Source organism: Streptomyces pactum (assembly GCF_016031615.1).
GTDB lineage: Bacteria > Actinomycetota > Actinomycetes > Streptomycetales > Streptomycetaceae > Streptomyces > Streptomyces pactus.
Genome location: NZ_JACYXC010000001.1, coordinates 6,754,536 through 6,774,358, shown reverse-complemented (window position 1 = coordinate 6,774,358; position 19,823 = coordinate 6,754,536). Strand labels below are relative to the sequence as shown.

The following is a 19,823-nucleotide window of genomic DNA, read 5'->3' as shown; positions in this document are numbered from 1 at the left end:
ACGCCGTCCGCTGCCGCCCTGAACCACTGACGCGGGGTCCGGGGTGGCCGACTTCCTGTCGGCCACCCCGGACCCCGCGTCAGTCTCGGGGCGCGATCCCCCAGGCTGCGGCCCGGGCGGCGGCGGCCGCGCGGTTGGGCAGGTCCAGCTTGGCGAGGATGTGTTCGATGTGGGTGCCCACGGTGCGCGGCGCGATGTACAGCCGTGCGGCGATCTCCCGGTTGGTGCGGCCGGTGGTCAGCTCGGCCAGCACCTGGAGTTCCCGTGGCGACAGGCCGCCGGGCCGCGGGCCGTCCGGCTCCCGGCGGGCCGCCGCCGGCCGGGCCGGTGCGGGGCCGGCGGCGGGCCGGGCCCGGACCGGCTCCGCGTCCGCCGGGGCGGTCCGTGGATCGACGGCTGCGGCGAGGGCGTCGGTGAGCAGGGTGACCACGGCGCGCGCCGGGTCGGGCGTGCGCCGCGGCCGGCGGGTGCTGACGTTCAGCATGCCGACGTACCGGCCGTCGGCGGCGAACAGGCACTGGGCCACGCCGTCCTCGATCCCGAGCGGGCTCAGCACCTCCCGGAACCCCGGGGAGGCCGCCAGCAGCGGCCGGGGAACGTCCCGCAGCCACAGGCCGCCCCCCGCCGGGGTGCGGAGCACCGGAAACACCGGGTCGTGGTGGAGCCGGGTCTCGATGTACTCCGTGGCGTCGTCCGGGTAGCTCCCGGCCAGGGTGGTGTGACGCCGCCGCAGCGGGTCCCACCGGGCCAGCGAGGCGTGGTCGTACTCGACCACCTCGGACAGCGCCGTCAGGACCGCGTCGACCCCGGCGGCGCCGCGGGTGGCACTCCGGGCGGCCTCGCGGACGTGGACGGCCGCGTCCAGGATGTCCGCCGTGCTCCGCTCCGCTGCCATCCCTCCAGGATGATCACGCGCCCGGAATACGTCAAATGCCGAGGGTGTCGTGCACGACCTTCCCGTCCACGACGGTGAGCACCACGGGCATCCCCGGTATGTCGTGCGGGTCGGCGTCGAGCAGGTCGCCGTCGAGCACGCAGAGGTCGGCGACCTTGCCGGGCTCCAGGGAACCCTTCCAGTCGTCGGCGAAGTCCTGCCAGGCCGCGTCGATGGTGTAGGTACGGATCGCCTCCGCCAGGCTGATGCGCTGCTCGGGCCCGCTGACCCGGCCGGCGGCCTTCGACTCGCGCAGCACCATGGTGGCCAAACCCTGCCGCCAGTCCGGGTGGGTGACCGGGGCGTCGGACCCGCTCGCCACCCGCACCCCCGCGTCGAGCGCGTCGCGGTAGGGCCAGGCGTACGCGGCCCGCTCGGCGCCGACGAAGTCCTCCTCCATGTCGGCGACGGTCCACTTGATGGTGGGGTTCATGTTGACCCCGTAGCCGTGCTCGGCGAGCACCTTCATGCTGTGCGCGGTGAGGAAGTCGCCGTGGATGACGTAGTGGCGGGCGTCCGGCCGCGGGTGCTCGGCCACCGCCGCGGCGAAGGCGTCCACCACGGTGTCGGCGGCGCGGTCGCCGGTGACGTGGATGCCCAGCTGGTAGCCGGCGGCGTGGGCGTGCCGGATCATGGCGCCGATCTCGGCCGTCCGCTCGGCGTCGGTCGCGCCGCCCACGCACAGCGAGCCGCAGCCGCCGCCGACGTACGGCTCGTGCATCCAGGCCGTCTTGTTCGGCACGATGCCGTCGGCGAAGATCTTGACCCCGAGGATGGCGAGGCGGCGCGGGTCGGCGTCGCCGGGCTTGCCGAGGGCGTCGAGGGTACGGCCGAACTCCTCGGCGGTGCTCGCCATGCCGGTGGGCAGCAGCAGCACCCCGACGCGGGCGGTCAGTTCGCCGTCGGCCAGCAGCCGGCGGTAGACCTCCAGGGTCTCCGTGCCGAGAGCGCCCCGCATGATGCCGTCGCCGCCGGGGCCGAGCCCGGGCTCGGTGTAGCTGGTCACGCCGAGCCGGGCGAGGGTGGCCAGGGCCGACCGGACCGCGTCGGTCCGCTCCTGCCGGCTGAGCGGCGGGAGCGCGTTCTGGACGAGCGCCTGCGCCCCCTCGTGGAGCAGCCCGGTGGGCGCCCCCGCCTCGTCCGTGACGATGGCCCCGCCGGGCGGCGCGACGGTGTCCCGGTCCACCCCGATGAGCTCCAGCGCCTTGGAGTTGACCCAGGTGGCGTGACCGGAGAAGGAGTACAGCACGACGGGGTGGTCCGGGCTCACGGCGTCGAGGTCGTGCCGCGAGGGCAGCCGCGACGGGTCGGCGAGGCACTCGGCGAGGTAACCGGTGTCCCAGCCGTGGCCGGTGATCCACTGCCCGCGCGGAACCCGGCCGGCGGCCTCCCGGACCGCCTCGGCCACGTCCGCGAGGGAGGACACGGCCGGGTGGCCGACCTCCAGGGAGAGCGGCGGCGTCGCCATGCCGAAGGCGCACCCGTGCAGGTGGGAGTCGTTGATACCGGGGAGCAGCGTCGCCCCCCGCAGGTTCACGACGCGGGTGGCGGGCCCGATGAGCGGCGCCACGTCGTCCCGCCCGCCGACGGCGCTGATGATGCCGCCGGTCACCGCCAGGGCCGAGGCGACGGAGAACTCGGCGTCGACGGTCACCACCCGGCCGTCGAGAAACACCAGGTCCGCATACGTGTCCACAGCAAGGTCCTTTCGCAGGTGCGGGGGCACCACGGCCACCCGCGTTCGTCCTGTCCAGGACTATGGCCGCGCCGCCGCGCCCGGCACATCGGTCGACCCACCGATACGCGCCCGGCGGCGGGCTCCCCTCGGGAGCCCGCCGCCGCGGTCCGGCGCCCCCGGGGGCGGGCGGGGGCGCGCCGCGCCGGGCGCACGCGCCCCGCCGAGGCGTCACCGGACCGGGCCCCCGCCGTCCGTATCCGTGGCGGCCGGGCGCCGGTTGTCCGCGGCGGACGGGCGCCGTGCTCCGCGCCGGAACAGGCAAGCGGCGCGTCCTCCGTGCGGGTGGCAGCGGGTGCCGGGGGCTTCACCGGTGTTCTGCCGGGGGCGATCCTGCGCAGCAGGGCCCGGCCCCCGGCGGGCCCGGAAGGGGTGACAGACATGACCGGACTCATCACCGCCACCCGCGCGGCCCTGACCACCGCCGCCGCGCTCGCGCTGGCCCTCGGTCCCGCCCTCGACGCCCGGGCCGCCACCGGCACGTTCGTCTACGACCGGATCGACGGCAGCCACGGACGGATCGCCGACCCCACCAACCTGGTCTGCTACGACTTCGACACACCCGCCCTGGGTGTGGACAACGACACCGACACCGACGCCCGGGTGTTCAACAACTACGGCTGCTCCGGCGTGAGCGAGGTGGTGCCCTCCCGCACCGCCATCACCTGGGGCAGGTACCGGGCGCAGAGCGTGCGGTTCGGCTGACGGGCCGCCGCCGCGCCCGGTGCCCGCGGGCGCCGGACGCGGCCGGCACGCCGGGCACCCGTCCCCCGGCGCCACCGTCGGGAAGGCCGTCCCCGGGCCACCGGCGAAGGTCACGCCCCGGTAGGCGGCGCGGGCGACGGCGCGGTCGCCAGCGCCTGCCGGAGCCGGTCGTGGAGCCGGTCGTAGCCGGGGGCCAGCCGGCGCAGCGCCTCGGCCGCGGCCCGGTCGTCGGACACCACCAGCGGGTACTGCACCGCGCCCAGGGCACGGGCCTGGCCGGCCGCCGCCTCGGCCGCGCCGGTCAGCCCCAGGCCGGCCAGGCAGTCCGCCGCGTCGGCCAGGCGGCGGGCACCCACCCGGACGGCGAAGTGAGTGAGGAAGGCGCGCACGCCCGGGTCGAGGCCCCGGTCGGTGAGCGAGGCCAGCCGCTCGACCGCCGCCCGTCCGCCGAGGGTGCCGGCCCGCACCGGCAGGTCGTCCCGGCCCGCCAGCCAGCCGACGGCCCGGGGCAGCGACCGGCGCAGCGCCTCCCCCACCGGGACGTGGCGCTCGCGGACGAACCGGTCCCGCAGGACGAACGGTTCGCCGGTGTAGGGCACGGACTCCCCGCGCCAGGCGTCGAGGAACACGGCGGACGGCAGGGTGACGTACGGGTGGCCGTGCGGATCGTGGAGGAGCACCGTGTCGCCGTCGGCGGCGAGCACCACGACGTAGTGGTCGCCGCCGTCGGCGGTGGGGGTGCCCGGCTGGTGGAGCAGCAGGCCCATGTCGAGCGGCCCGGCCAGCACGGGGCCGCGTCCGCAGGCGGTCCGGAGCCGGTCCAGCGCCTCGGCGGGCGTGCCGCCGGCGGTGCGGGCGCAGCGCCATCCGAGCAGCTCCACAGCGGCGTCCAGGCCGCGTTCGGGGTCCCAGCCGTACGGGTCGAACAGCGGCAGGGTGCCGGCCTCCAGCTGGACGCCGAAGGGTGAGCCGGTCAGCGTCTCGATGACGGCCGGGGACGGCGCTCCGGGGCCCAGCAGCATCGCCAACGCGTTGCTGTAGCAGTAGGGGCCGGAGCCGATGTACGCGAGGTGCGGGGTCAAGGGATCCTCCTCGGGTCGGGCGGAACGGAACGGGCGCAACAGGTGGAACGGGCGGGACTTGCGGGGTGGGCGGGACTCGCCGGGCGGGCGGGGCTCGTGGGGCGGAACGTTCGGGTCGAGGCCGGCGGACCGGCAGGCCGGTGGTGGGGACCTGGGCAGTGCGGGGCAGGGCCGGTCCGGGTCGGGCCGGGGCGGCGCACGGTGGGGGGCGCCGGCGGAACACCGGGTGCACGGAGCTTCGGGACGGGCGCACCGCCGGGGCACCGCGGCCGCGCCCCAGGGCGCGGCGGGCCGGAGATTCCGGTACAGCCGGGTCCCGGGGCCCGGGACCCGGGTCGGGGAGCGGCCGGGGCCGAGAAGGGCGGCGGCCGGAGGGGGGCCGGGTCCGAGGAGCGGCGGGTCGCGGAGTGTCCGGGGCGCGGGGTCGCCGCGGGTCAGTGCGGGGCGGCGAGGGGCTGCTGGAGTTCGGTGACCCATCCGGCGGGGTCCTCGGGGGCGGCGAGGGTCACCTCCCGTGGGTACCCGGCGGCCCGGTGGCCGCCGGCGTCGATCCAGCGCGCCAGCCGCTGTGCGGTGGACACCACGTCGTCCATGGGGCCGCGGTGGATGACGGTGGCGGCCCGCTCGACGCCGGGCCGCTCCACGATCCGCACCTCCGGTGCCCCGGGCACCTCGGCCGCGGTGACCGGGAGTCCGGCCCGTACGGTGATCGTGCCGTCCTCGGCGTCCTCGTACAGCGCGACGCCGGGGCCGGTGGGAGCCACTCCGGCCGTGTCCAGACGGTGGCACAGACCGGTGAAGAGGGGGCCGATCACCGGCGAGACGTCCCGGGGGTCGAAGCTCGCGGCGGTACCGGTCAGTTCGGCAAGGCGGAGCGGCGCGAGCGGCTTGACCACGACCTCCTCGGCGGGCATCGCGCCCTCCTCCTCGATGCTGCGCAGGCGCGCCGCGACCTGGACCAGGCCGGCCCGCGCCCGGGCGACGGCCGTCTCCAGTTCGGCCTGCCGCAGCCGCAGCATCCCGCGCAACTCCTCGGCGGTGACCCGGCCGTCGAGGATGGACCGCACCTGGTCGAGGGTGAAACCCAGCTCCTTGAGCGCGATCACCCGGTTGAGGCGGGCGAGTTGCGCGGCCTGGTAGTAGCGGTAGCCGGTGCCCGGGGCGGTGTACGCCGGGCTCAGCAGTCCGATGGCGTCGTAGTGCCGCAGCATCCGGACCGAGACGCTGCCGTGCTTGGCGAATTCTCCGATGGTGAACATGGTCGTCCCAGTACAGGGCCTCACACGGGGAGAGGGTCAAGGGCCGGTCCGGGGCGGGGAGGTGCCGTCGGGCACGGGACGTTCTGCCCCGTGACGGGAACGCGTGGCGGATGCCGGGGCATGGTGGGCACGGGCCGGGGCAGGCGCGTTGTCGGGGAGCAATGGCCCGGACGGCGGACCGTCCGTCCGGGAGGAAGTACCGGACCTCCGGAAGCGAACACCCGCGCCGGGCGCCGGCGGCCGTCGGGCCGCCCGGGCGCCCGGGGTACCGGACCCGGTCCGGGTCTCCCCACGACTGAGGACGGCCCGCCGTACCGGGAGGGGGAACGGGCCGGACCTTTCTCACCCTGACCAACCGGCGAGGAGAGGGAACAATGACGAACTGGCGGCACAACGCGGCGTGCCGGGACGAGGACCCCGATCTGTTCTTCCCGGTCGGCACCGGAGGGGCGGCGCTGCTCCAGGCCGAGGAGGCCAAGGCGGTCTGCCGGCGGTGCCCGGTGATGCAGCAGTGCCTGTCCTGGGCCCTGGAGTCCGGGCAGGAGAACGGCGTCTGGGGCGGTACCGGCGAGGAGGAACGCCGGGCGCTCATCCGGCGGGCGAACCGGGCCCGCAAGCGGGCGGCCTGAGGCCGCCTCCGCCGTCCGGCCCGGCCGGACCATGACGACCACGGGCACCACGAGCACCGCGGCACACCGCACGGCGCACGACCGGGGGCCGGTGCGCGGCGGACCGCGTACGGGGCACCTCGTCACTCGGCACCTCGTGCGCGGTGCACCCCGCGCATCCCGTACCTCCTCCGCCTGACGTCCCATGAGCGTTTTCCGCTGAGGGCGCTGCCCCTGACGGCGGCTCCCCGGGCCGACGGAACGGGTCCGGGAAAACGCGCCCGGCGGGACGGGTCCGAGAGAACCCGGCCGAGGGAACGGGCCGGGGAACCCGGCCGGTGGAGCACCGCCGGCCATGGTCCGCGAGCATCACGGGCGCCTTTCCGCGGGGTCGCGGGCGCCGCGGGGCCGGGGACGGTCACGCCGCCGCCCCGCTCGCCCTCGGGCCCACCGGCGACACCACCCGCCGCGACGGCCGGCCGGCCGCCTGTACTCCGCACCGTCCGTCACGTCCCGCCCGGCGGCACGGTCCCGGGCGGTCGTCCGTGGCGCCGCACCCGCCGCGTCCCCGCGCCGGGGCCCGGCCCGGCCTCCCCGTCGGGGCTTCCACCGGCTCGCCACCACCGGGCGCGGAGCACCCCGCCGCTCCCCGGCCCGCCCGCCGTGTGACGCGCCCCCCTGCCGGGCCCGGCGTACCGGCCGCCGTGGAACCGTGGAACTCCGCGCGAGAGAACGTCGGCCGCGCGGCACCGGCAGGGCACACCGGACGTCAGGAGGGGACCCGCACCGCCGTGATCCTGCGCCGTGATCCTGCGCCGCGCCATGGCGCGCGGCGCACGCGCACACGGCTTCCCACCGGGCACGGCTGCCCGGCCCCGGAACCCCGTGGCCGGGGTCACGGGCCACGGGGTTCCGGGGCTTTCGCAGGGCCGCTCCCGCCCGGGCGCGGCCGCCGCAGTTATCCGGCGGGCGCATGGGCACGGTGGACGCACCCCTCGGGCGCGGCCGAAGGAGGGAGAAGAGTTCCCCGGCCGCCGGAGTCGGGCGTCACGGCGGCCGGGTCTGTACCGAGACGAGAGCCCGGCCGGGTGGGGCCGGGGGCCGGTCCCCTCCGGACCGCACTCCTCGTCTGTCGTACGCCTGACCGGGTTTCGCCCCGATAAACAGCGACATCCAACCAATTGCCCGGCAAAGAAGCCTTTGCCGTCGATCGTCGCCGGGCAGCGCCCCACCCGGCAGCGGCCGCCGGCCCGGTCCCATTCCCGTGCCGCCGAGCGCCGAGCGCCGACCGCCGGCTGCCGGCTGCCGGCTGCCGGCCATCGTCTCCATGCCCTCCGCGTCGCCGGGCGTCGGCACCCGTCGGACACCGCCGCACCACCGGGCGCCGCCACGCCGCCGGGGCAGCCGCACCATCAGGCGCCGTCCACGCGTCGGGGCCGGGCGCGTGGCGGCCCGGCGGCGCGGTTGCCGGGCCGCCTTCCGTTCAGCGGCAGCCGGGGGAATCGGTGCGCTTCTCCATGCGGGTGCCGCTGCGCACGGTGACCGACATCAGATCGCTGGGGGCGTCCAGTTCCAGGCGGTGCCAGCGGCCACGGGGGATGATCACCGCGGTGCCGGCCGGCAACCGCACCATGTCCTCGGCGCCGCCCGGCGATCCGGGACGGAAGTAGAGGCGGACGCCGCCGGTGAGGCAGCACACCGCCTCCTCGGCCTCCGGGTGCATCTCCCAGTGGTCGGCGTGCACATCGGCGTCGGTCTCCACGTGGAACGTGGCGATCTGCCAGGCGCCGGAGCCGCTGCCGGCCATCTGCCGTCCGGCGGCCCGGACATCGCCGCCGGGGTGGAGGTGGAGTGCCGAGGCGAACAGGTCGACGGTGGTGGTCGTCATCGTGAGGGCGTTCCTTCCAACTGGTGCTCCGTGGTGGCGGTGGGATGCGGGGTCGGTGCGGCGGCCCGGCGGCGCGGCAGCACGCCGATCGCCACGACCGCCGCGAGCACGAAGACGGCGGCGGAGACGGCCAGGCCCAGGGCGTAGCCGTCGTTGAGCGCGGCGGGGTCGGAGGCCGTGCCGGTGCGGTGGGTGGCGACGGTGGCCAGGGCCGCCAGTCCGATGGAGCCGCCGAGCTGGCGGGAGCTGTTCATCAGGCCGGAGGCCGTACCGGCCTCGCGCGGGGCGACGCCGGTGGTCGCGGCGGCGGCGACCGGCGCCAGGACCAGTCCGGCGCCGACGGCGGTGACGAGGGACGGGCCGAGCACGTCGGTGAGGAAGCCGCCACCGGGGCTGATGCGGGCGAACCAGGCCAGGCCCACGGCGGCCAGCAGGGCGCCGGGCACCAGCGACGCCCGCGGGGAGCGGGCCACGGTGACGCGGGTCGCGACCACGGTGCCCGCGACCAGGCCCAGGGAGAAGGGCAGGAACGCGACACCGGTCGCCGCGGCCCCCATGCCCAGGACCTGCTGCATGTAGAGGGAGACGAAGTAGAACGCCGAGAACTGCCCGGCCGCGGCCAGGAACACCAGGACGTTCGCGCCGGTGACCCAGCGGCTGCGCAGCAGGCCGAGGCGGAGCAGCGGTGCGGCGGTCCTGGCTTCGACGAGGACGAAGGCGACCAGCAGGACGGCCGCGGCGGTGAGGGTCACCCAGGTGACCGGGGACCCCGCGCCCACGGTGTCGGTGCGCACGACACCGAGGACCAGCAGCCCGACCCCGCCCGTCGCCAGCACGGCGCCCGGTGCGTCCAGCCGCTCGCCCCGCGCGGACGGCGCCCCGGCGGGCACCCCCGCGGCGACGAGCGCGAGAGCCGCCACGACGACCGGCAGGTTGATCAGCATGACCCAGCGCCAGCCCGCGTACTCGGTCAGCAGCCCGCCCGCCAGCACGCCCAGTGCGCCGCCCGCGGCGTTCACCGCGCTCCACACCCCGAGGGCGCGGACACGCCCGGGGCCTTCGGCGAAGGTGGTGGTGAGCATCGCCAGTGCGGCGGGTGCGGCCGCGGCGGCACCCAGGCCCTGCCCGGCCCGGGCCGCGATCAGCTGCCACGGCTCCTGGGCCAGCCCGCCCGCCAGCGAACACAGCCCGAAGACGGCCAGTCCCAGGACGAACATCCGGCGCCGGCCGTACAGGTCGCAGGCGCGTCCCCCCAGCAGCAGGAAGCCGCCGAACGTGAGCGCGTAGGCATGCACGACCCAGGACAGGTCGAGCGGCGCGAAGCCCAGGGCGGCGCGGATCTCGGGCAGCGCGACGTTGACCACGGACATGTCCAGCGCGACCACGAACTGCGCGACGGCGGCTGCCGCCAGCACCACACCGGGTTTTCCCGGAGAGTTTCTATACATGTAAAAAAATGTAGCGCCGGAAGATCTCCGCTGTCGAGCCCTGGGGGATGATGGAGCCATGTCGCAACCGCCCGCACCGCGCAGACCCCGAGGCCGGCCGCCCCGCATCTCGCGCGAGGAGATCATCGGCACGGCGCGCCGGATCGTGACCGAGGAGGGAGTGGGCCGGCTGACCATGCGGCGGCTGGCCACGGAGGTCGGCAGCACCCCCATGGCGCTGTATCACCACGTACGCGACAAGGAAGAGCTGCTCGTCCTGCTGCTGGACGACTACGCCACCCGGACACTGCGCCGGCCCGAACTGCCCGGCGAGCCCCGGGAGCGGGTCGTCGCCGCCGCCACCGCGATCCACGAGGCGCTCGCCGCCTGCCCCTGGATCGTGGAGGTGCTGACCGCCGACGACCTGATGTCCACCTCCGCGCTGTGGTTCGTCGAGCAGATCGTGGACGGTCTGGTCGCGTGCGGCCTCTCCCCCGACCGGGCCGTGCACGGCTACCGCGCGATCTGGTACTACACCGCCGGAGAGATCGTGGTGAGGACGACGGCCGCCCGCCGGCGCGCGGACGACGACCGCGCGACCTACCGGGAGCAGGTCTTCGCCGGCCTCGACCCGGCCGAGCTGCCCCGCCTGGCGCAGGTCGCGGACCGCTGGGCGCCGCTGACCGCCGAGGACACCTACCAGGACGGACTTCGGGCCCTGGTGGACGGCCTCACCGCCGGGCGCTGACGCCCCGTCACCGGGGTCCGCTCGCGACTCGCGCACGGGTCCGGCACACGGGACCGAGCCACGCGGGACCGCCGCACGCGCCGCGGGCCGCAGCGGTACGGGGGCGGGGCCGGACCCGCTCCCCCTCCTCGGCGCGCTTCACACCCGGCCCGCCCCGGTCGCCGGCGCCCTCACGGCGGCCCCACCCTATTGCCGCCGCCGGTTCCGCGGGGCTCCCGTCCCGCCGCCACCGCGGTCGCCGACGCCCGGGCGGGGCGCCGGCCGCCGCCCCCATCGTCGAGCCCGCACGGCCGACCACCGGCCACCGGTCGGCGCCCCGGCACCGTCCAGGGCACCGACCGTTGCACCACCCCCCTCCGCCCCCACACCCGCTCCGCCTCCGCTCCCACCCCGTCGCGATGTCTCGCCTCCCGTGTCCAACTCACTTGACGCCCCTGCCTTCGCTCACCGATCCATCCACCACCAACTGCGGTTTTCCCGTTGACCGCTGGCGAAGTGTCAATTATTTTTGACGGCATGAGTGGACCGGTTGACGTCCCCCCTCCTGACGACCCCGCCGCCGCGCTCGCCTCGGTGGTGGCGCTCCGGCGCCTCGCGGACCGCCTGGAACGCGCGGCCGTGGCACGCGCCCTCGGACAGGGGTGGAGCTGGGCGCAGATCGCCCAGGCGCTGGGCATCACCCGGCAGGCAGCACATCAGCGGCACGCCCGTGCCGTGACCCGTGACAAGGGGAATTCATGAGACTGTCCCGTCCCTTCCAGGACGTCAGCACGATGAACACGCTGCTCAACACCGCCGAGGACCTGGCGCTGGAGGCCGGCGAGCCGATGCCCGGGCCCGAGCACCTGCTGCTGGCCGCGCTGCGGCTCCCCGACGGCACCGCGCGCCGGGCCTTCGGGCGGCTCGGCGCGGACCCCGACGCCTTCGGCGCCGCCGTGGCGCGGGTCCACGCCGAGGCGCTGGCGGCGGCCGGCGTCCGGGTGGCCGACGAGGCGGCGCTGGACACCGAGGTGGCACGCAACCGGTCCCCCAAACGCGGAGCGATGCGGGCCACCGCACCGGCCCAGGAGGCGTTCCAGGCGGCCACCCGGCACGCCAGGACCGACCGGTCCCCGCTGCTGGGAGCGCATGTCGTCGCTGCGGTCGCCGGGCTGGAGCACGGTACGGCGCCGCGCGCGCTGCGCGCCATGGACATCGAACCGGCCGCGCTCGGCGAGGCCGCCCGGGCCGAACTCGCCGCCTGAAAAGGGCCTGCTGACGGCCTTGCGGGGCCGCCCGGGAGCCGCGGCGGGCGGGGGCTATGCCATGGAGCTATCGCCGGATGACATAGTCCCCAACGGGCCCGCCGTCGCCCACGATTCGGGGTGCCGAACCCGTTCTCGGACGAGTAGGAGCCCCCCATGGAACACCGTAGAGCCGCCCTCTCCGCCCTCATCGGCCTGGGCCTGGCAGCCGCTTCGCTGGCGACGGTCCCCGCGCAGGCGGCGGCCCAGAAGGACACGCCGGCCTCGTCGGTGGCCGCGACGTCCTCGTACGCCGCGTACGAGCAGTCGAAGGAGAACGCCGCCGCCACCAAGGCCTTCCACGAGGCCGTGATGAAGTCGGTGGCGAAGAAGCGCGCCGCCAACCCCACCGCCGCCGCGGTGACGGTCGTCTACAGCGCGGCCAACGCCCCCTCCTTCCGCACCCAGATAGCCCGCAGCACCCAGATATGGAACTCCTCGGTCACCAACGTGAAGCTGGTGGAGGGCTCCAACCCCGACTTCCGCTACTACGAGGGCAACGACTCCCGGGGCAGCTACGCCTCCACCGACGGCCACGGCCGGGGGTACATCTTCCTGGACTACCGGCAGAACCAGACGTACGACTCCACCCGGGTCACCACGCACGAGACCGGGCACGTCCTGGGCCTGCCCGACCACTACTCGGGCCCGTGCAGCGAGCTGATGTCCGGTGGTGGCCCCGGCCCCTCCTGCACCAACGCCTACCCCAACTCCACCGAGCGGTCGCGGGTGGACTACCTGTGGCGTAACGGTATCGTCGCCGTCCGCTGAGCCGGTTCCACCACGGCGCGCACACGTGCCGCGACGCCCGCCCGCCTCCGCCGGGCGGGCGTCGCGGCGTTCCGGCGCCGGCGCCGGCGCCGGCGCCTGGACCATGCGGGACCCGGCGCGACGGGATCGCGGCACGGGCCGCCGCCGGTGCACCGCTCGCGATCGCCGGAAGAGCCGGGACGGCCGGGAGACCCGGGACGGCCGGGGCGGCCGCGGGCGGGAGGGTTCACCCGGGCGTAGGGAGCGGCGCTCCCCGTAGACTCCCGGCGTGGCATTCATGAGCACCCCGCACTGCTGCTTCGTGTGAGCGGAAGACATCGAGGGCGATACCGGACGGCATCGCCCTCCTCGGCGTGCCCGCCGCGTGAACCACGGTTCCGGCGCCGTCCGTCTCCTCCGGAGGCGGTGACGTCCGAGCGCCCGCGGGCACGGTCTCTTCCCTCCCCCTCACCAGGAGTGCCTCGTGCCCGTGCCGTTTCCCCCTGCCCTCGCGCTCTGCCTCGACCTGCTGCGCTGCCCGACCTGCCGCGCCCCCCTGCGCCACGACCGCGGCGCGCTGCGCTGCGCGGCGGGTCACACCTTCGACATCGCCCGCCAGGGCTACGCCGGTCTGCTGACCGGCGGCCGTGCCACCAGCGGTGACGACGGGGCCATGGTCCGGGCCCGGGAGCGCTTCCTGTCCACCGGCGCCTACGCGCCGCTCCGCGCGGCCGCGGTCCGGCTGGCGGCCGGTGCCGCACCGGAGCGGGCGACGGTGCTGGACGCCGGGTGCGGCACGGGCTACCACCTGGCCGGTCTGCTCGACCGTCTGCCCGCCGCGCGGGGCCTGGGGATGGACACCTCGGTGCGCGCGCTGCGCGCCGCGGCTCGCGCCCATGACCGCGCCGCCGCGGTGACCTGGGACGTCTTCCGCCCCTTCCCGCTGGCCGACGGGGTGGCCGATGTCGTGCTGGACGTGTTCGCCCCGCGGAACCCGGCCGAGTTCCGCCGGGTGCTCCGTCCGGCCGGCCGGCTGGTCGTGGTCCGCCCCACCGGACGGCACCTGGCCGAGCTGCGCGGGCGGCTGCCCGCCATGGTCGCGGTCGATCCGGCGAAGGAGGAACGCCTCCACCGGGCGCTGGACCCGTTCTTCCGGGCCGCGGTCACCGAACGGGTGGAGTACACCGTGCCGTTGACCGGGGAGCAGGCGGCCGACCTGGTGGGGATGACGCCGAGCGCCCACCACGTGGGCCGAACGGACCTGGAACCTGACGGCCTCCCGTCCGGCCGGGTCACCGTCTCCGTGCTGGTCACCGCCTACCGGATTCGGTGACCCCCGGGCGCACGCCCCGGTGTCCGCATCCGACCGCCCCCGCACCGGTGACCGGCGGGCGCCCACCCCGTGGAACCCTGTGGCGGACACACCTCGGTGACCGTGGGCGCACCCGTACGCCCGCCGACCGGCGGCGGATCGGCGGGCGGCGCGCGCCGTTCAGCCGGTCAGTGCTCGCGCCGCCGACGGCCCGGCCCGGCCGGCCACCGCCACGGCACCGCAGGAGTCCGCCCGGTCACCGGCGGAGGCCGGGCCGCCGTCCGGGGCGCGCACGTCCCGTCGTCGGCGGCTTCTCCGCCGCCGTGGAGGTCCGCTCTGGCGGTCACCCTCCGGCCGCCGGGGAGCCGGGCAGGTCCGCCAGCGCGGAGAGCTTGTCCGGGTTGCGCACCACGTAGACGCACCGCACCGCGCCGTCGGCGACATCGAGGCTGAACACCATCTCGGGCCGGCCGTCCACCAGTACCAGGCCCGCGGGGCCGCCGTTGATCTCGACGAGGACGACCTCGGCGGCCGGCAGCCGGGACGCGGCGCCGGCCAGGAAGCGGCCGATGTGGTCGGCGGTCGCGAGCACACGCAGCGGCGCCTGGGCCTTGCCGCCGCCGTCGCCGATCAGCCGCACGTCCGGGGCGAGCAGTGCCAGCAGCGGGGCCAGGTCGCCGCTGGACGCGGCGGCGATGAACCTCTCCGTCAGCTCCCGCCGCTGCACCGGGTCCACGGTGTACCGGGGCTTGCGCTCCTCGACATGGCGCCGGGCCCGGCCGGCGAGCTGGCGCACCGCCGCCTCGGAGCGGTCCAGGGCGGTGGCGATCTCCCCGTAGGGGAAGCCGAACGCCTCCCGGAGGACGAAGACGGCCCGCTCCAGCGGGGAGAGCGACTCCAGCACCACCAGGACGGCGAAGGAGACCGAATCGGCGAGCACGGCGCGTTCGGCGGTGTCCGGAACGGTGGCCCCGAGGTCGGTGGGGAGCGGCTCGGGGAGCCAGGGGCCGACGTACGCCTCGCGGCGGGCCTGTACCTGCCGCAGCCGGTCGATGGCGAGCCGGGTGGTGACGCGCACCAGGTAACCGCGCGGGTCCCGGACCTGCCCGTGGTCGGCGCCGGACCAGCGCAGCCAGGTCTCCTGGATGACGTCCTCGGCGTCCGTGACGCGGCCCAGCATCCGGTAGGCCACGTCCAGCAGCACCGGGCGGTGCTCCTCGAACACGTCGGTGGCGGTATCGCAGAATGTCACCCGGCCATCCCACCGGAGAGTGGGGCAGGTTGTCCAGCAAAGCCCGTCACCTGGGCCGGGGCAGGGCCCCCTCCGCCCGCCGCGCCCCTCCGCCGCCGTGCCGGCCGTAGCGGCACACCCTCGCCCGACCGCCCGCCGCGGCACGCCGCGTGCCCTTCCCGCCCGGTCGGCGTCCCGTCGGTGTCCGGTCGGCCTCGGTTCACCGTGCCGTTCGCCGGTCCGTTCGCCGAGCCGCCACGTCCGCCGGTCCGTTCCTCCGCCGGGGCCGCACAGGCGTCCGCCGATCATGTCGTCGGCCCGCCGCACCGGCCCGCGCCCCGCGCCCGCGCCCGCCCTGCCGGGTGTCCCCGAGGGGCGCGCCGGGCGCCCCTCGTCCGCCGGTCAGGCCGGCGGGGGCAGCAGCGGGCCGCAGTCCCAGTGCTGGAAGATCAGGCGGGTCTCCACCCGGGCCACCTCCCGGTGCGAGGTGAACTCGTCCAGCACCAGACGCTGGAGGTCCGCCGCGCCGGTCACCGCCACCTGCACCAGGTAGTCGTCGGGCCCGGTGAGGTGGAACAGCGCCCGGGACTCGGGCAGCGCCCGGACCCGTTCGACGAAGGGTCCGATCAGCTCCCGGCGGTGCGGACGCACCTGTACCAGCAGCAGCGCCTGGAGCCCCCGGCCGAGCTTCTCGGGGTCGATGCGGAGTTCGTGCCCCAGGATCACCCCCGCCCGGCGCAGCCGGGTCACCCGGTCCAGGCAGGTGGAGGGGGCGACGCCGACCTCGGCGGCCAGATCGCGGTACGTCGTCCGGGCATCGTTCTGCAACAGCCGCAGAATGTGCAGGTCCACCGGATCCAAAGGGACGGAATCGGGCACCGGCCGAACATAGCACGGAGATTTCCCGCGACGCCCCGATGGCTGTTCAGCATGCGTGCATGGACACGACAGCTGCTGGCACACCCCGTTCGCTGGCCACCGAAGCCGTACACGCCGGTCGCGAGGACCTCGCGGAACTCGGCCTGCACGCCCCGCCCCTCGATCTGTCCACCACCTATCCGTCGTACGACAGCCGTGCCGAGGCGGCCCGGCTGGACGCGTTCGCGACCACCGGCGCGGCACTCGACGGCCCGCCGGTCTACGCCCGCCTGGGCAACCCGACCGTGGAGCGTTTCGAGACCGCGCTGGCCCGGCTGGAGGGCACCGAGAGCGCGGTGGCCTTCGCCAGCGGGATGGCGGCGCTCACCGCCTGCCTCCAGGTGCGGATCGCCATGGGGCTGCGGCACGTGGTCGCGGTCCGGCCGCTGTACGGGTGCAGCGACCACCTGCTCACCGCCGGGCTGCTGGGCAACGAGGTGACCTGGGTCGATCCGGCGGGCGTCGCGGACGCGATCCGCCCGGACACCGGGCTGGTGATGGTGGAGACGCCGGCCAACCCGACGCTGGCGGAGCTGGACCTGCGGGCCGTGGCCCACTCCTGCGGCGAGGTGCCGCTGCTGGCGGACAACACCTTCGCCACCCCGGTGCTGCAGCGCCCGGCGGAGCGGGGCGCCCGGATCGTGCTGCACAGCGCCACCAAGTACCTCGGCGGGCACGGCGACGTGCTGGGCGGGGTGGTGGCCTGCGACGAGGAGTTCGCGCGGCGGCTGCGCCAGGTGCGCTTCACCACCGGCGGGGTGCTGCACCCGCTCGCCGGTTACCTGCTGCTGCGCGGTCTGGCCACCCTGCCGGTGCGGGTCCGCGCCGCCTCGGCGACCGCGGCCGAGCTGGCCGCGCGGCTGGCCGCCGACCCCCGGGTGGCCCGGGTGCACTACCCGAGCATCGGCGGCGCGATGGTCGCCTTCGAGGTGCACGGCGACCCGCACGCGGTGATCGCGGGTGTCCGGCTGATCACCCCCGCGGTGAGCCTGGGCAGCGTGGACACGCTCATCCAGCACCCGGCGTCGATCAGCCACCGCATCGTGGACGAGGGCGACCGCAGGTCGGCGGGGGTCGTGGACCGGCTGCTGCGGATGTCGGTGGGACTGGAGGACGTCGAGGACCTGTGGCGGGACCTCGACCAGGCGCTGGGCACGGGCCGGGCCGACGACGAGCGGCCGGCTGCCGAACGGGCCCACACCGGCTGAGAACCCCGTGGTGGCCCCGGCCCCCGGTCGGGCCGAGGTGCCCGTCCCCGGCCGGGGCCACCACGGCGGTCGGCAGGTGAGGAGTCGGTACGTCAGGGGTTGCACGTCGTCACCCGGCGACCGGGTCGGCGCGACGGCCGGCACGAACTGCCGGCCGCCGCGGTGGTCGTCGCGACCGGGTCGTCATCCAGAGGCCGGCACGCCCGGGACCGTCGGGACCAGCGGGTGCGGCGGGACCCGCGGAACCGTCGGGATCAAGGGGTGCGGCGGGGCCGGTGGAGCCGGCGGAACCCGCGGGTGCGGCGGGCCCGGCCGGTTCAGCGCGGCTGCTCCCGGCGGAGGACCTCCTCCAGCGGGCCCTGCGGCACCCGGCCGTCGGGGGTGAGCCGATCCACCGCCTCCGGCAGCACTCCGGCGAGACGGTCGGCGGCCTGCTCGGGGCCGACCCCGGCCTGCCGCGCCACATGGTCCAGCGTCTGGTACGGCAGGGCCTGGGCCAGCTCCGGGCCGCTGATCGGCCGGTTCTCACCGGTGCCCACCCAGGAGTCCGCCTGCTCCCCCAGGCCGCCGTCGCGCAACTCCTCCAGCAGGCCGTTCAGCGGGTTCGCGCCGCCGCCCGCGCCGACCGTGCCCAGGAGCGCGGCGAGCATCCCGCCGGTCCCCTCCCCGGACCCTTGGCCGAGCAGCCCGTCGAGCAGACTTCCCAGGTCGTCTCCCGCCATCGCCGTGCCTTTCCTCGCGCCGTCCGTCACCCGCGGCCCGGCGTGCGGCGGCCGCTGCCGGCCGCCGCCCGTGCCGGGGAGGTACCGGGACCGAATCTAGCCACACCCCCGCCGATCGGCGCGGTGGGCAGCGCGTCCGGCCCCCCGGGTGCGGCGGCTCTGCGCCGAACGGCCCAAACCGTCGGCCCCGGGGACGGGTTGCGCGGCGCCCCTGGTGGGTGACTCGGTGGTGGCGGGTACCCGTACGTCCCCCGACGTGGGGAGCGGGCCCGTCCGCCGAGGGGCCCGTGTGGTCGATCGATCCGAGCGGGAGCCGGTGCTGTGCCCATGGGTAAGGTCGGAAAACTGGTCTACAAGGTACTGAGCCTGCTCTTCGGGGTGCTCGGCGGCGTGATCGCCGGGGCCGTGTTCAAGCAGGTGTGGAAGATGGCCGGGCACGAGGGGGACGCGCCGAAGGCCACCGACGAGGAGCGGACCTGGCGGGAGGTGCTGCCCGCCTCCGCACTGCAGGGCGCGATCTTCGCCCTGGTGAAAGCCGTGGTGAACCGGGGTGGCGCGGCCGGGTTCCGGCGGCTGACCGGCACCTGGCCGGGCTGACCGCGCACCCGGCGGCGCCGGGACCGCGGCACACGACCTCGCAACGGCCGTGGTCGCGCTACGACGGACGGGGCGGGGCCGCCGGCTCCGCCCCGTACGCGCGCCCGAGCCCGGCCAGGCGGCGGCGCGGGCCGCACCGTGGTGGGTGCTCACCGCGGGACGGCGGACCTCGCCGCACGACGGCGGGCACCGCCCCGCACCCCGGTGGGCCGCCGGTTCGGCCGCCCGCGCCACCTCCGGCAGTCGGCGCCCGCCCCGGTCACCGGCCCCCGGCCCGTACGGCCCCTCGTCCGCCGCTCCGCACGCCGCCGTTCCGCGCCGCCGCCTACCGGTCCTGATATGCCCGTGCCTCCGGCAGCAGTCCCCGGATGTCGTGGGGCAGCACCTTGTACAGGCGGTCCATCAGTTCCGGGCTGACCGCCGCGTCGAGCACCTCGAACACCGCGGCAGCCCGGGCGAGCGCCGTCTCCTCGGTGGTCCCGGCCCGCCAGGCGACCCGGCCGGCGAACCCCGTGAGGTCGAACCGCTCCCCGTGCTCGTGCCGCCAGGCGCGTTCCTCGGGCGAGCCCTGGTGGGAGGCGGTGACGCGCCGGAGGTGTTCGGCCGCCTCGGGCGGCAGCTGGGCGGCCAGGTGCTCCGCCACCCCGTCCGGGACGCGTTCGGCCAGTGTCTCCAGCGCGGCCCGGACGACCCGTTCGGCGGACTGCCGATCGGGCAGTTCCGCTCGGGTCCGGACCTGTCGTACCAGTTCGTCGTAGTGCACCGTCACACACCACCTCGGATCGCCGGGGCCGGCTGCCGACCGACGGGTTCCCTGCCCGGTGCGGACCCAACGGACCGCCCCGGGCCCCCCACGGACCGCCCCCGGACCACGGCGGTCGCGGCGCCGGCTCGGGGAACCGGGCGCAGGGCCACGCCACCGCGTCGCGCCACGGGCTCAGGTACCGCGTCACGTGCGGTGTCCCAGCGCGGGGCACCCGTACGGGACCCGTTCGGGACCCGTACGGGATCGGCCGGGGTCGCCGTTCGGGATGGGGTACGGGGTCCCCTACGGGACCGGGGGCCGCATCGGGCACCGGTGCGCGCCGCGCCGCCTGCCGGGTGACCCGCCACGGACGCCGTTTCGGATCCGGCGCGCGCGGTTACCGAAGTGAGGACCGCGCCGTCCCGGCCGGGCCGCCGGCACCCCGACCGGCCCGGCGGTGACACCCCGGCCGCCGCCCGGAACCTTTCGCCCGCGGCGGCGCGCGGCGGCAACGCCCACCGGACGGAACGGCACGACCACGCTCGCCGGAGCGGGACGGCGCGGCGGGAACGACGGAGGCCACGGCCACCGGAGGCACCGTGCACCGGAGGCCACGGCCGCCGGAGGGCGACGGAGCACGGGCGCACCCCCGGCGGCACACCCCCGGCGGT

At 76.3% G+C, this 19,823-nt stretch carries 19 protein-coding genes; 9 read left to right on the top strand and 10 right to left on the bottom strand.

Annotation, left to right across the window (positions count from 1 at the left end; translation table 11 throughout):
• Positions 1-79: 79 nt before the first annotated feature.
• Positions 80-895 carry a helix-turn-helix transcriptional regulator gene (locus IHE55_RS26740; RefSeq protein WP_197991375.1) on the bottom strand — a complete coding sequence of 272 codons (816 nt, stop codon included), beginning with the start codon at positions 893-895 and terminating at the stop codon, positions 80-82.
• 31 nt (positions 896-926) lie between these two features.
• Positions 927-2,630, bottom strand: a complete 1,704-nt coding sequence (locus IHE55_RS26735) for an amidohydrolase (RefSeq protein ID WP_197991374.1) — start codon at positions 2,628-2,630, stop codon at positions 927-929.
• Positions 2,631-3,050: 420 nt separating this feature from the next.
• Between IHE55_RS26735 and IHE55_RS26730 the strand changes: the two genes are divergently transcribed.
• Positions 3,051-3,374 (top strand): hypothetical protein, encoded by a 324-nt coding sequence (locus tag IHE55_RS26730; RefSeq protein WP_197991373.1) that lies wholly within the window; start codon positions 3,051-3,053, stop codon positions 3,372-3,374.
• A 110-nt stretch (positions 3,375-3,484) separates the two neighbouring features.
• Here the strand turns inward: IHE55_RS26730 and IHE55_RS26725 are convergent, their stop codons facing one another.
• Entirely contained in the window at positions 3,485-4,396 is a 912-nt protein-coding gene (locus IHE55_RS26725) for a YobF C-terminal domain-containing protein (RefSeq protein WP_197992270.1), read from the bottom strand.
• 494 nt (positions 4,397-4,890) lie between these two features.
• The gene (locus tag IHE55_RS26720) at positions 4,891-5,715 is read right to left on the bottom strand and encodes a MerR family transcriptional regulator (RefSeq protein ID WP_197991372.1); all 825 of its coding nucleotides are present in this window, start codon (positions 5,713-5,715) and stop codon (positions 4,891-4,893) included.
• A 374-nt stretch (positions 5,716-6,089) separates the two neighbouring features.
• On the opposite strand from IHE55_RS26720, the gene IHE55_RS26715 reads away from it, so the two are divergent.
• Positions 6,090-6,344 carry a WhiB family transcriptional regulator gene (locus IHE55_RS26715; RefSeq protein WP_197991371.1) on the top strand — a complete coding sequence of 85 codons (255 nt, stop codon included), beginning with the start codon at positions 6,090-6,092 and terminating at the stop codon, positions 6,342-6,344.
• 1,462 nt (positions 6,345-7,806) lie between these two features.
• Here IHE55_RS26715 and IHE55_RS26710 read toward each other — a convergent pair.
• Entirely contained in the window at positions 7,807-8,211 is a 405-nt protein-coding gene (locus IHE55_RS26710) for a cupin domain-containing protein (RefSeq protein ID WP_197991370.1), read from the bottom strand.
• Entirely contained in the window at positions 8,208-9,659 is a 1,452-nt protein-coding gene (locus tag IHE55_RS26705) for an MFS transporter (RefSeq protein WP_197991369.1), read from the bottom strand. The genes IHE55_RS26710 and IHE55_RS26705 overlap by 4 nt, the downstream gene beginning before the upstream one ends.
• 58 nt (positions 9,660-9,717) lie before the next feature.
• Between IHE55_RS26705 and IHE55_RS26700 the strand changes: the two genes are divergently transcribed.
• From IHE55_RS26700 to IHE55_RS26680, 5 genes are all read left to right on the top strand, one after another.
• Positions 9,718-10,386, top strand: coding sequence for a TetR/AcrR family transcriptional regulator (locus IHE55_RS26700; RefSeq protein WP_197991368.1), 669 nt, complete (start codon positions 9,718-9,720; stop codon positions 10,384-10,386).
• Positions 10,387-10,902: 516 nt separating this feature from the next.
• Positions 10,903-11,127, top strand: a complete 225-nt coding sequence (locus tag IHE55_RS26695) for a helix-turn-helix domain-containing protein (RefSeq protein WP_197991367.1) — start codon at positions 10,903-10,905, stop codon at positions 11,125-11,127.
• Positions 11,124-11,630 (top strand): Clp protease N-terminal domain-containing protein, encoded by a 507-nt coding sequence (locus IHE55_RS26690; protein WP_197991366.1) that lies wholly within the window; start codon positions 11,124-11,126, stop codon positions 11,628-11,630. The genes IHE55_RS26695 and IHE55_RS26690 overlap by 4 nt, the downstream gene beginning before the upstream one ends.
• Positions 11,631-11,786: 156 nt before the next feature.
• Positions 11,787-12,440, top strand: coding sequence for a snapalysin (snpA, locus tag IHE55_RS26685; protein WP_197991365.1), 654 nt, complete (start codon positions 11,787-11,789; stop codon positions 12,438-12,440).
• 463 nt (positions 12,441-12,903) lie between these two features.
• Positions 12,904-13,752: a putative RNA methyltransferase gene (locus IHE55_RS26680; protein ID WP_197991364.1), complete on the top strand. Its 849-nt coding sequence runs from the start codon at positions 12,904-12,906 to the stop codon at positions 13,750-13,752.
• 322 nt (positions 13,753-14,074) lie between these two features.
• On the opposite strand, the gene IHE55_RS26675 is transcribed toward IHE55_RS26680, so the two are convergent.
• Both IHE55_RS26675 and IHE55_RS26670 read right to left on the bottom strand, forming a co-directional pair.
• Positions 14,075-14,983, bottom strand: a complete 909-nt coding sequence (locus IHE55_RS26675; RefSeq protein ID WP_307826830.1) for an RNA polymerase sigma-70 factor — start codon at positions 14,981-14,983, stop codon at positions 14,075-14,077.
• A gap of 381 nt (positions 14,984-15,364) precedes the next feature.
• Positions 15,365-15,841 carry an Lrp/AsnC family transcriptional regulator gene (locus IHE55_RS26670; RefSeq protein ID WP_197991363.1) on the bottom strand — a complete coding sequence of 159 codons (477 nt, stop codon included), beginning with the start codon at positions 15,839-15,841 and terminating at the stop codon, positions 15,365-15,367.
• Positions 15,842-15,900: 59 nt separating this feature from the next.
• Between IHE55_RS26670 and IHE55_RS26665 the strand changes: the two genes are divergently transcribed.
• A complete protein-coding gene (locus IHE55_RS26665; RefSeq protein ID WP_232265710.1) occupies positions 15,901-17,088 on the top strand; it encodes a trans-sulfuration enzyme family protein in 1,188 nt (395 codons plus the stop codon).
• Positions 17,089-17,405: 317 nt separating this feature from the next.
• Here the strand turns inward: IHE55_RS26665 and IHE55_RS26660 are convergent, their stop codons facing one another.
• The gene (locus IHE55_RS26660) at positions 17,406-17,840 is read right to left on the bottom strand and encodes a YidB family protein (protein ID WP_504740322.1); all 435 of its coding nucleotides are present in this window, start codon (positions 17,838-17,840) and stop codon (positions 17,406-17,408) included.
• Between the two features lie 297 nt (positions 17,841-18,137).
• Here IHE55_RS26660 and IHE55_RS26655 point away from each other — a divergent pair, with 297 nt between their 5' ends.
• Positions 18,138-18,407, top strand: a complete 270-nt coding sequence (locus tag IHE55_RS26655; protein ID WP_197991360.1) for a DUF4235 domain-containing protein — start codon at positions 18,138-18,140, stop codon at positions 18,405-18,407.
• Positions 18,408-18,732: 325 nt separating this feature from the next.
• Here the strand turns inward: IHE55_RS26655 and IHE55_RS26650 are convergent, their stop codons facing one another.
• On the bottom strand, positions 18,733-19,176 hold the full coding sequence (locus tag IHE55_RS26650) for a DUF2267 domain-containing protein (protein ID WP_372442732.1): 444 nt from the start codon (positions 19,174-19,176) through the stop codon (positions 18,733-18,735).
• Positions 19,177-19,823 lie beyond the last annotated feature (647 nt).

What these genes read in the sequence shown, in the direction of transcription:
- IHE55_RS26720 (WP_197991372.1), bottom strand. Translation starts at nt 5,715, where the DNA reads ATGTTCACCATCGGAGAATTCGCCAAGCACGGCAGCGTCTCGGTCCGG.
- IHE55_RS26730 (WP_197991373.1), top strand. Translation starts at nt 3,051, where the DNA reads ATGACCGGACTCATCACCGCCACCCGCGCGGCCCTGACCACCGCCGCC.
- IHE55_RS26655 (WP_197991360.1), top strand. Translation starts at nt 18,138, where the DNA reads ATGGGTAAGGTCGGAAAACTGGTCTACAAGGTACTGAGCCTGCTCTTC.
- IHE55_RS26690 (WP_197991366.1), top strand. Translation starts at nt 11,124, where the DNA reads ATGAGACTGTCCCGTCCCTTCCAGGACGTCAGCACGATGAACACGCTG.
- IHE55_RS26705 (WP_197991369.1), bottom strand. Translation starts at nt 9,659, where the DNA reads ATGTATAGAAACTCTCCGGGAAAACCCGGTGTGGTGCTGGCGGCAGCC.
- IHE55_RS26740 (WP_197991375.1), bottom strand. Translation starts at nt 895, where the DNA reads ATGGCAGCGGAGCGGAGCACGGCGGACATCCTGGACGCGGCCGTCCAC.
- IHE55_RS26700 (WP_197991368.1), top strand. Translation starts at nt 9,718, where the DNA reads ATGTCGCAACCGCCCGCACCGCGCAGACCCCGAGGCCGGCCGCCCCGC.
- IHE55_RS26725 (WP_197992270.1), bottom strand. Translation starts at nt 4,396, where the DNA reads ATGCTGCTGGGCCCCGGAGCGCCGTCCCCGGCCGTCATCGAGACGCTG.
- IHE55_RS26665 (WP_232265710.1), top strand. Translation starts at nt 15,901, where the DNA reads ATGGACACGACAGCTGCTGGCACACCCCGTTCGCTGGCCACCGAAGCC.
- IHE55_RS26715 (WP_197991371.1), top strand. Translation starts at nt 6,090, where the DNA reads ATGACGAACTGGCGGCACAACGCGGCGTGCCGGGACGAGGACCCCGAT.
- snpA (WP_197991365.1), top strand. Translation starts at nt 11,787, where the DNA reads ATGGAACACCGTAGAGCCGCCCTCTCCGCCCTCATCGGCCTGGGCCTG.
- IHE55_RS26695 (WP_197991367.1), top strand. Translation starts at nt 10,903, where the DNA reads ATGAGTGGACCGGTTGACGTCCCCCCTCCTGACGACCCCGCCGCCGCG.
- IHE55_RS26710 (WP_197991370.1), bottom strand. Translation starts at nt 8,211, where the DNA reads ATGACGACCACCACCGTCGACCTGTTCGCCTCGGCACTCCACCTCCAC.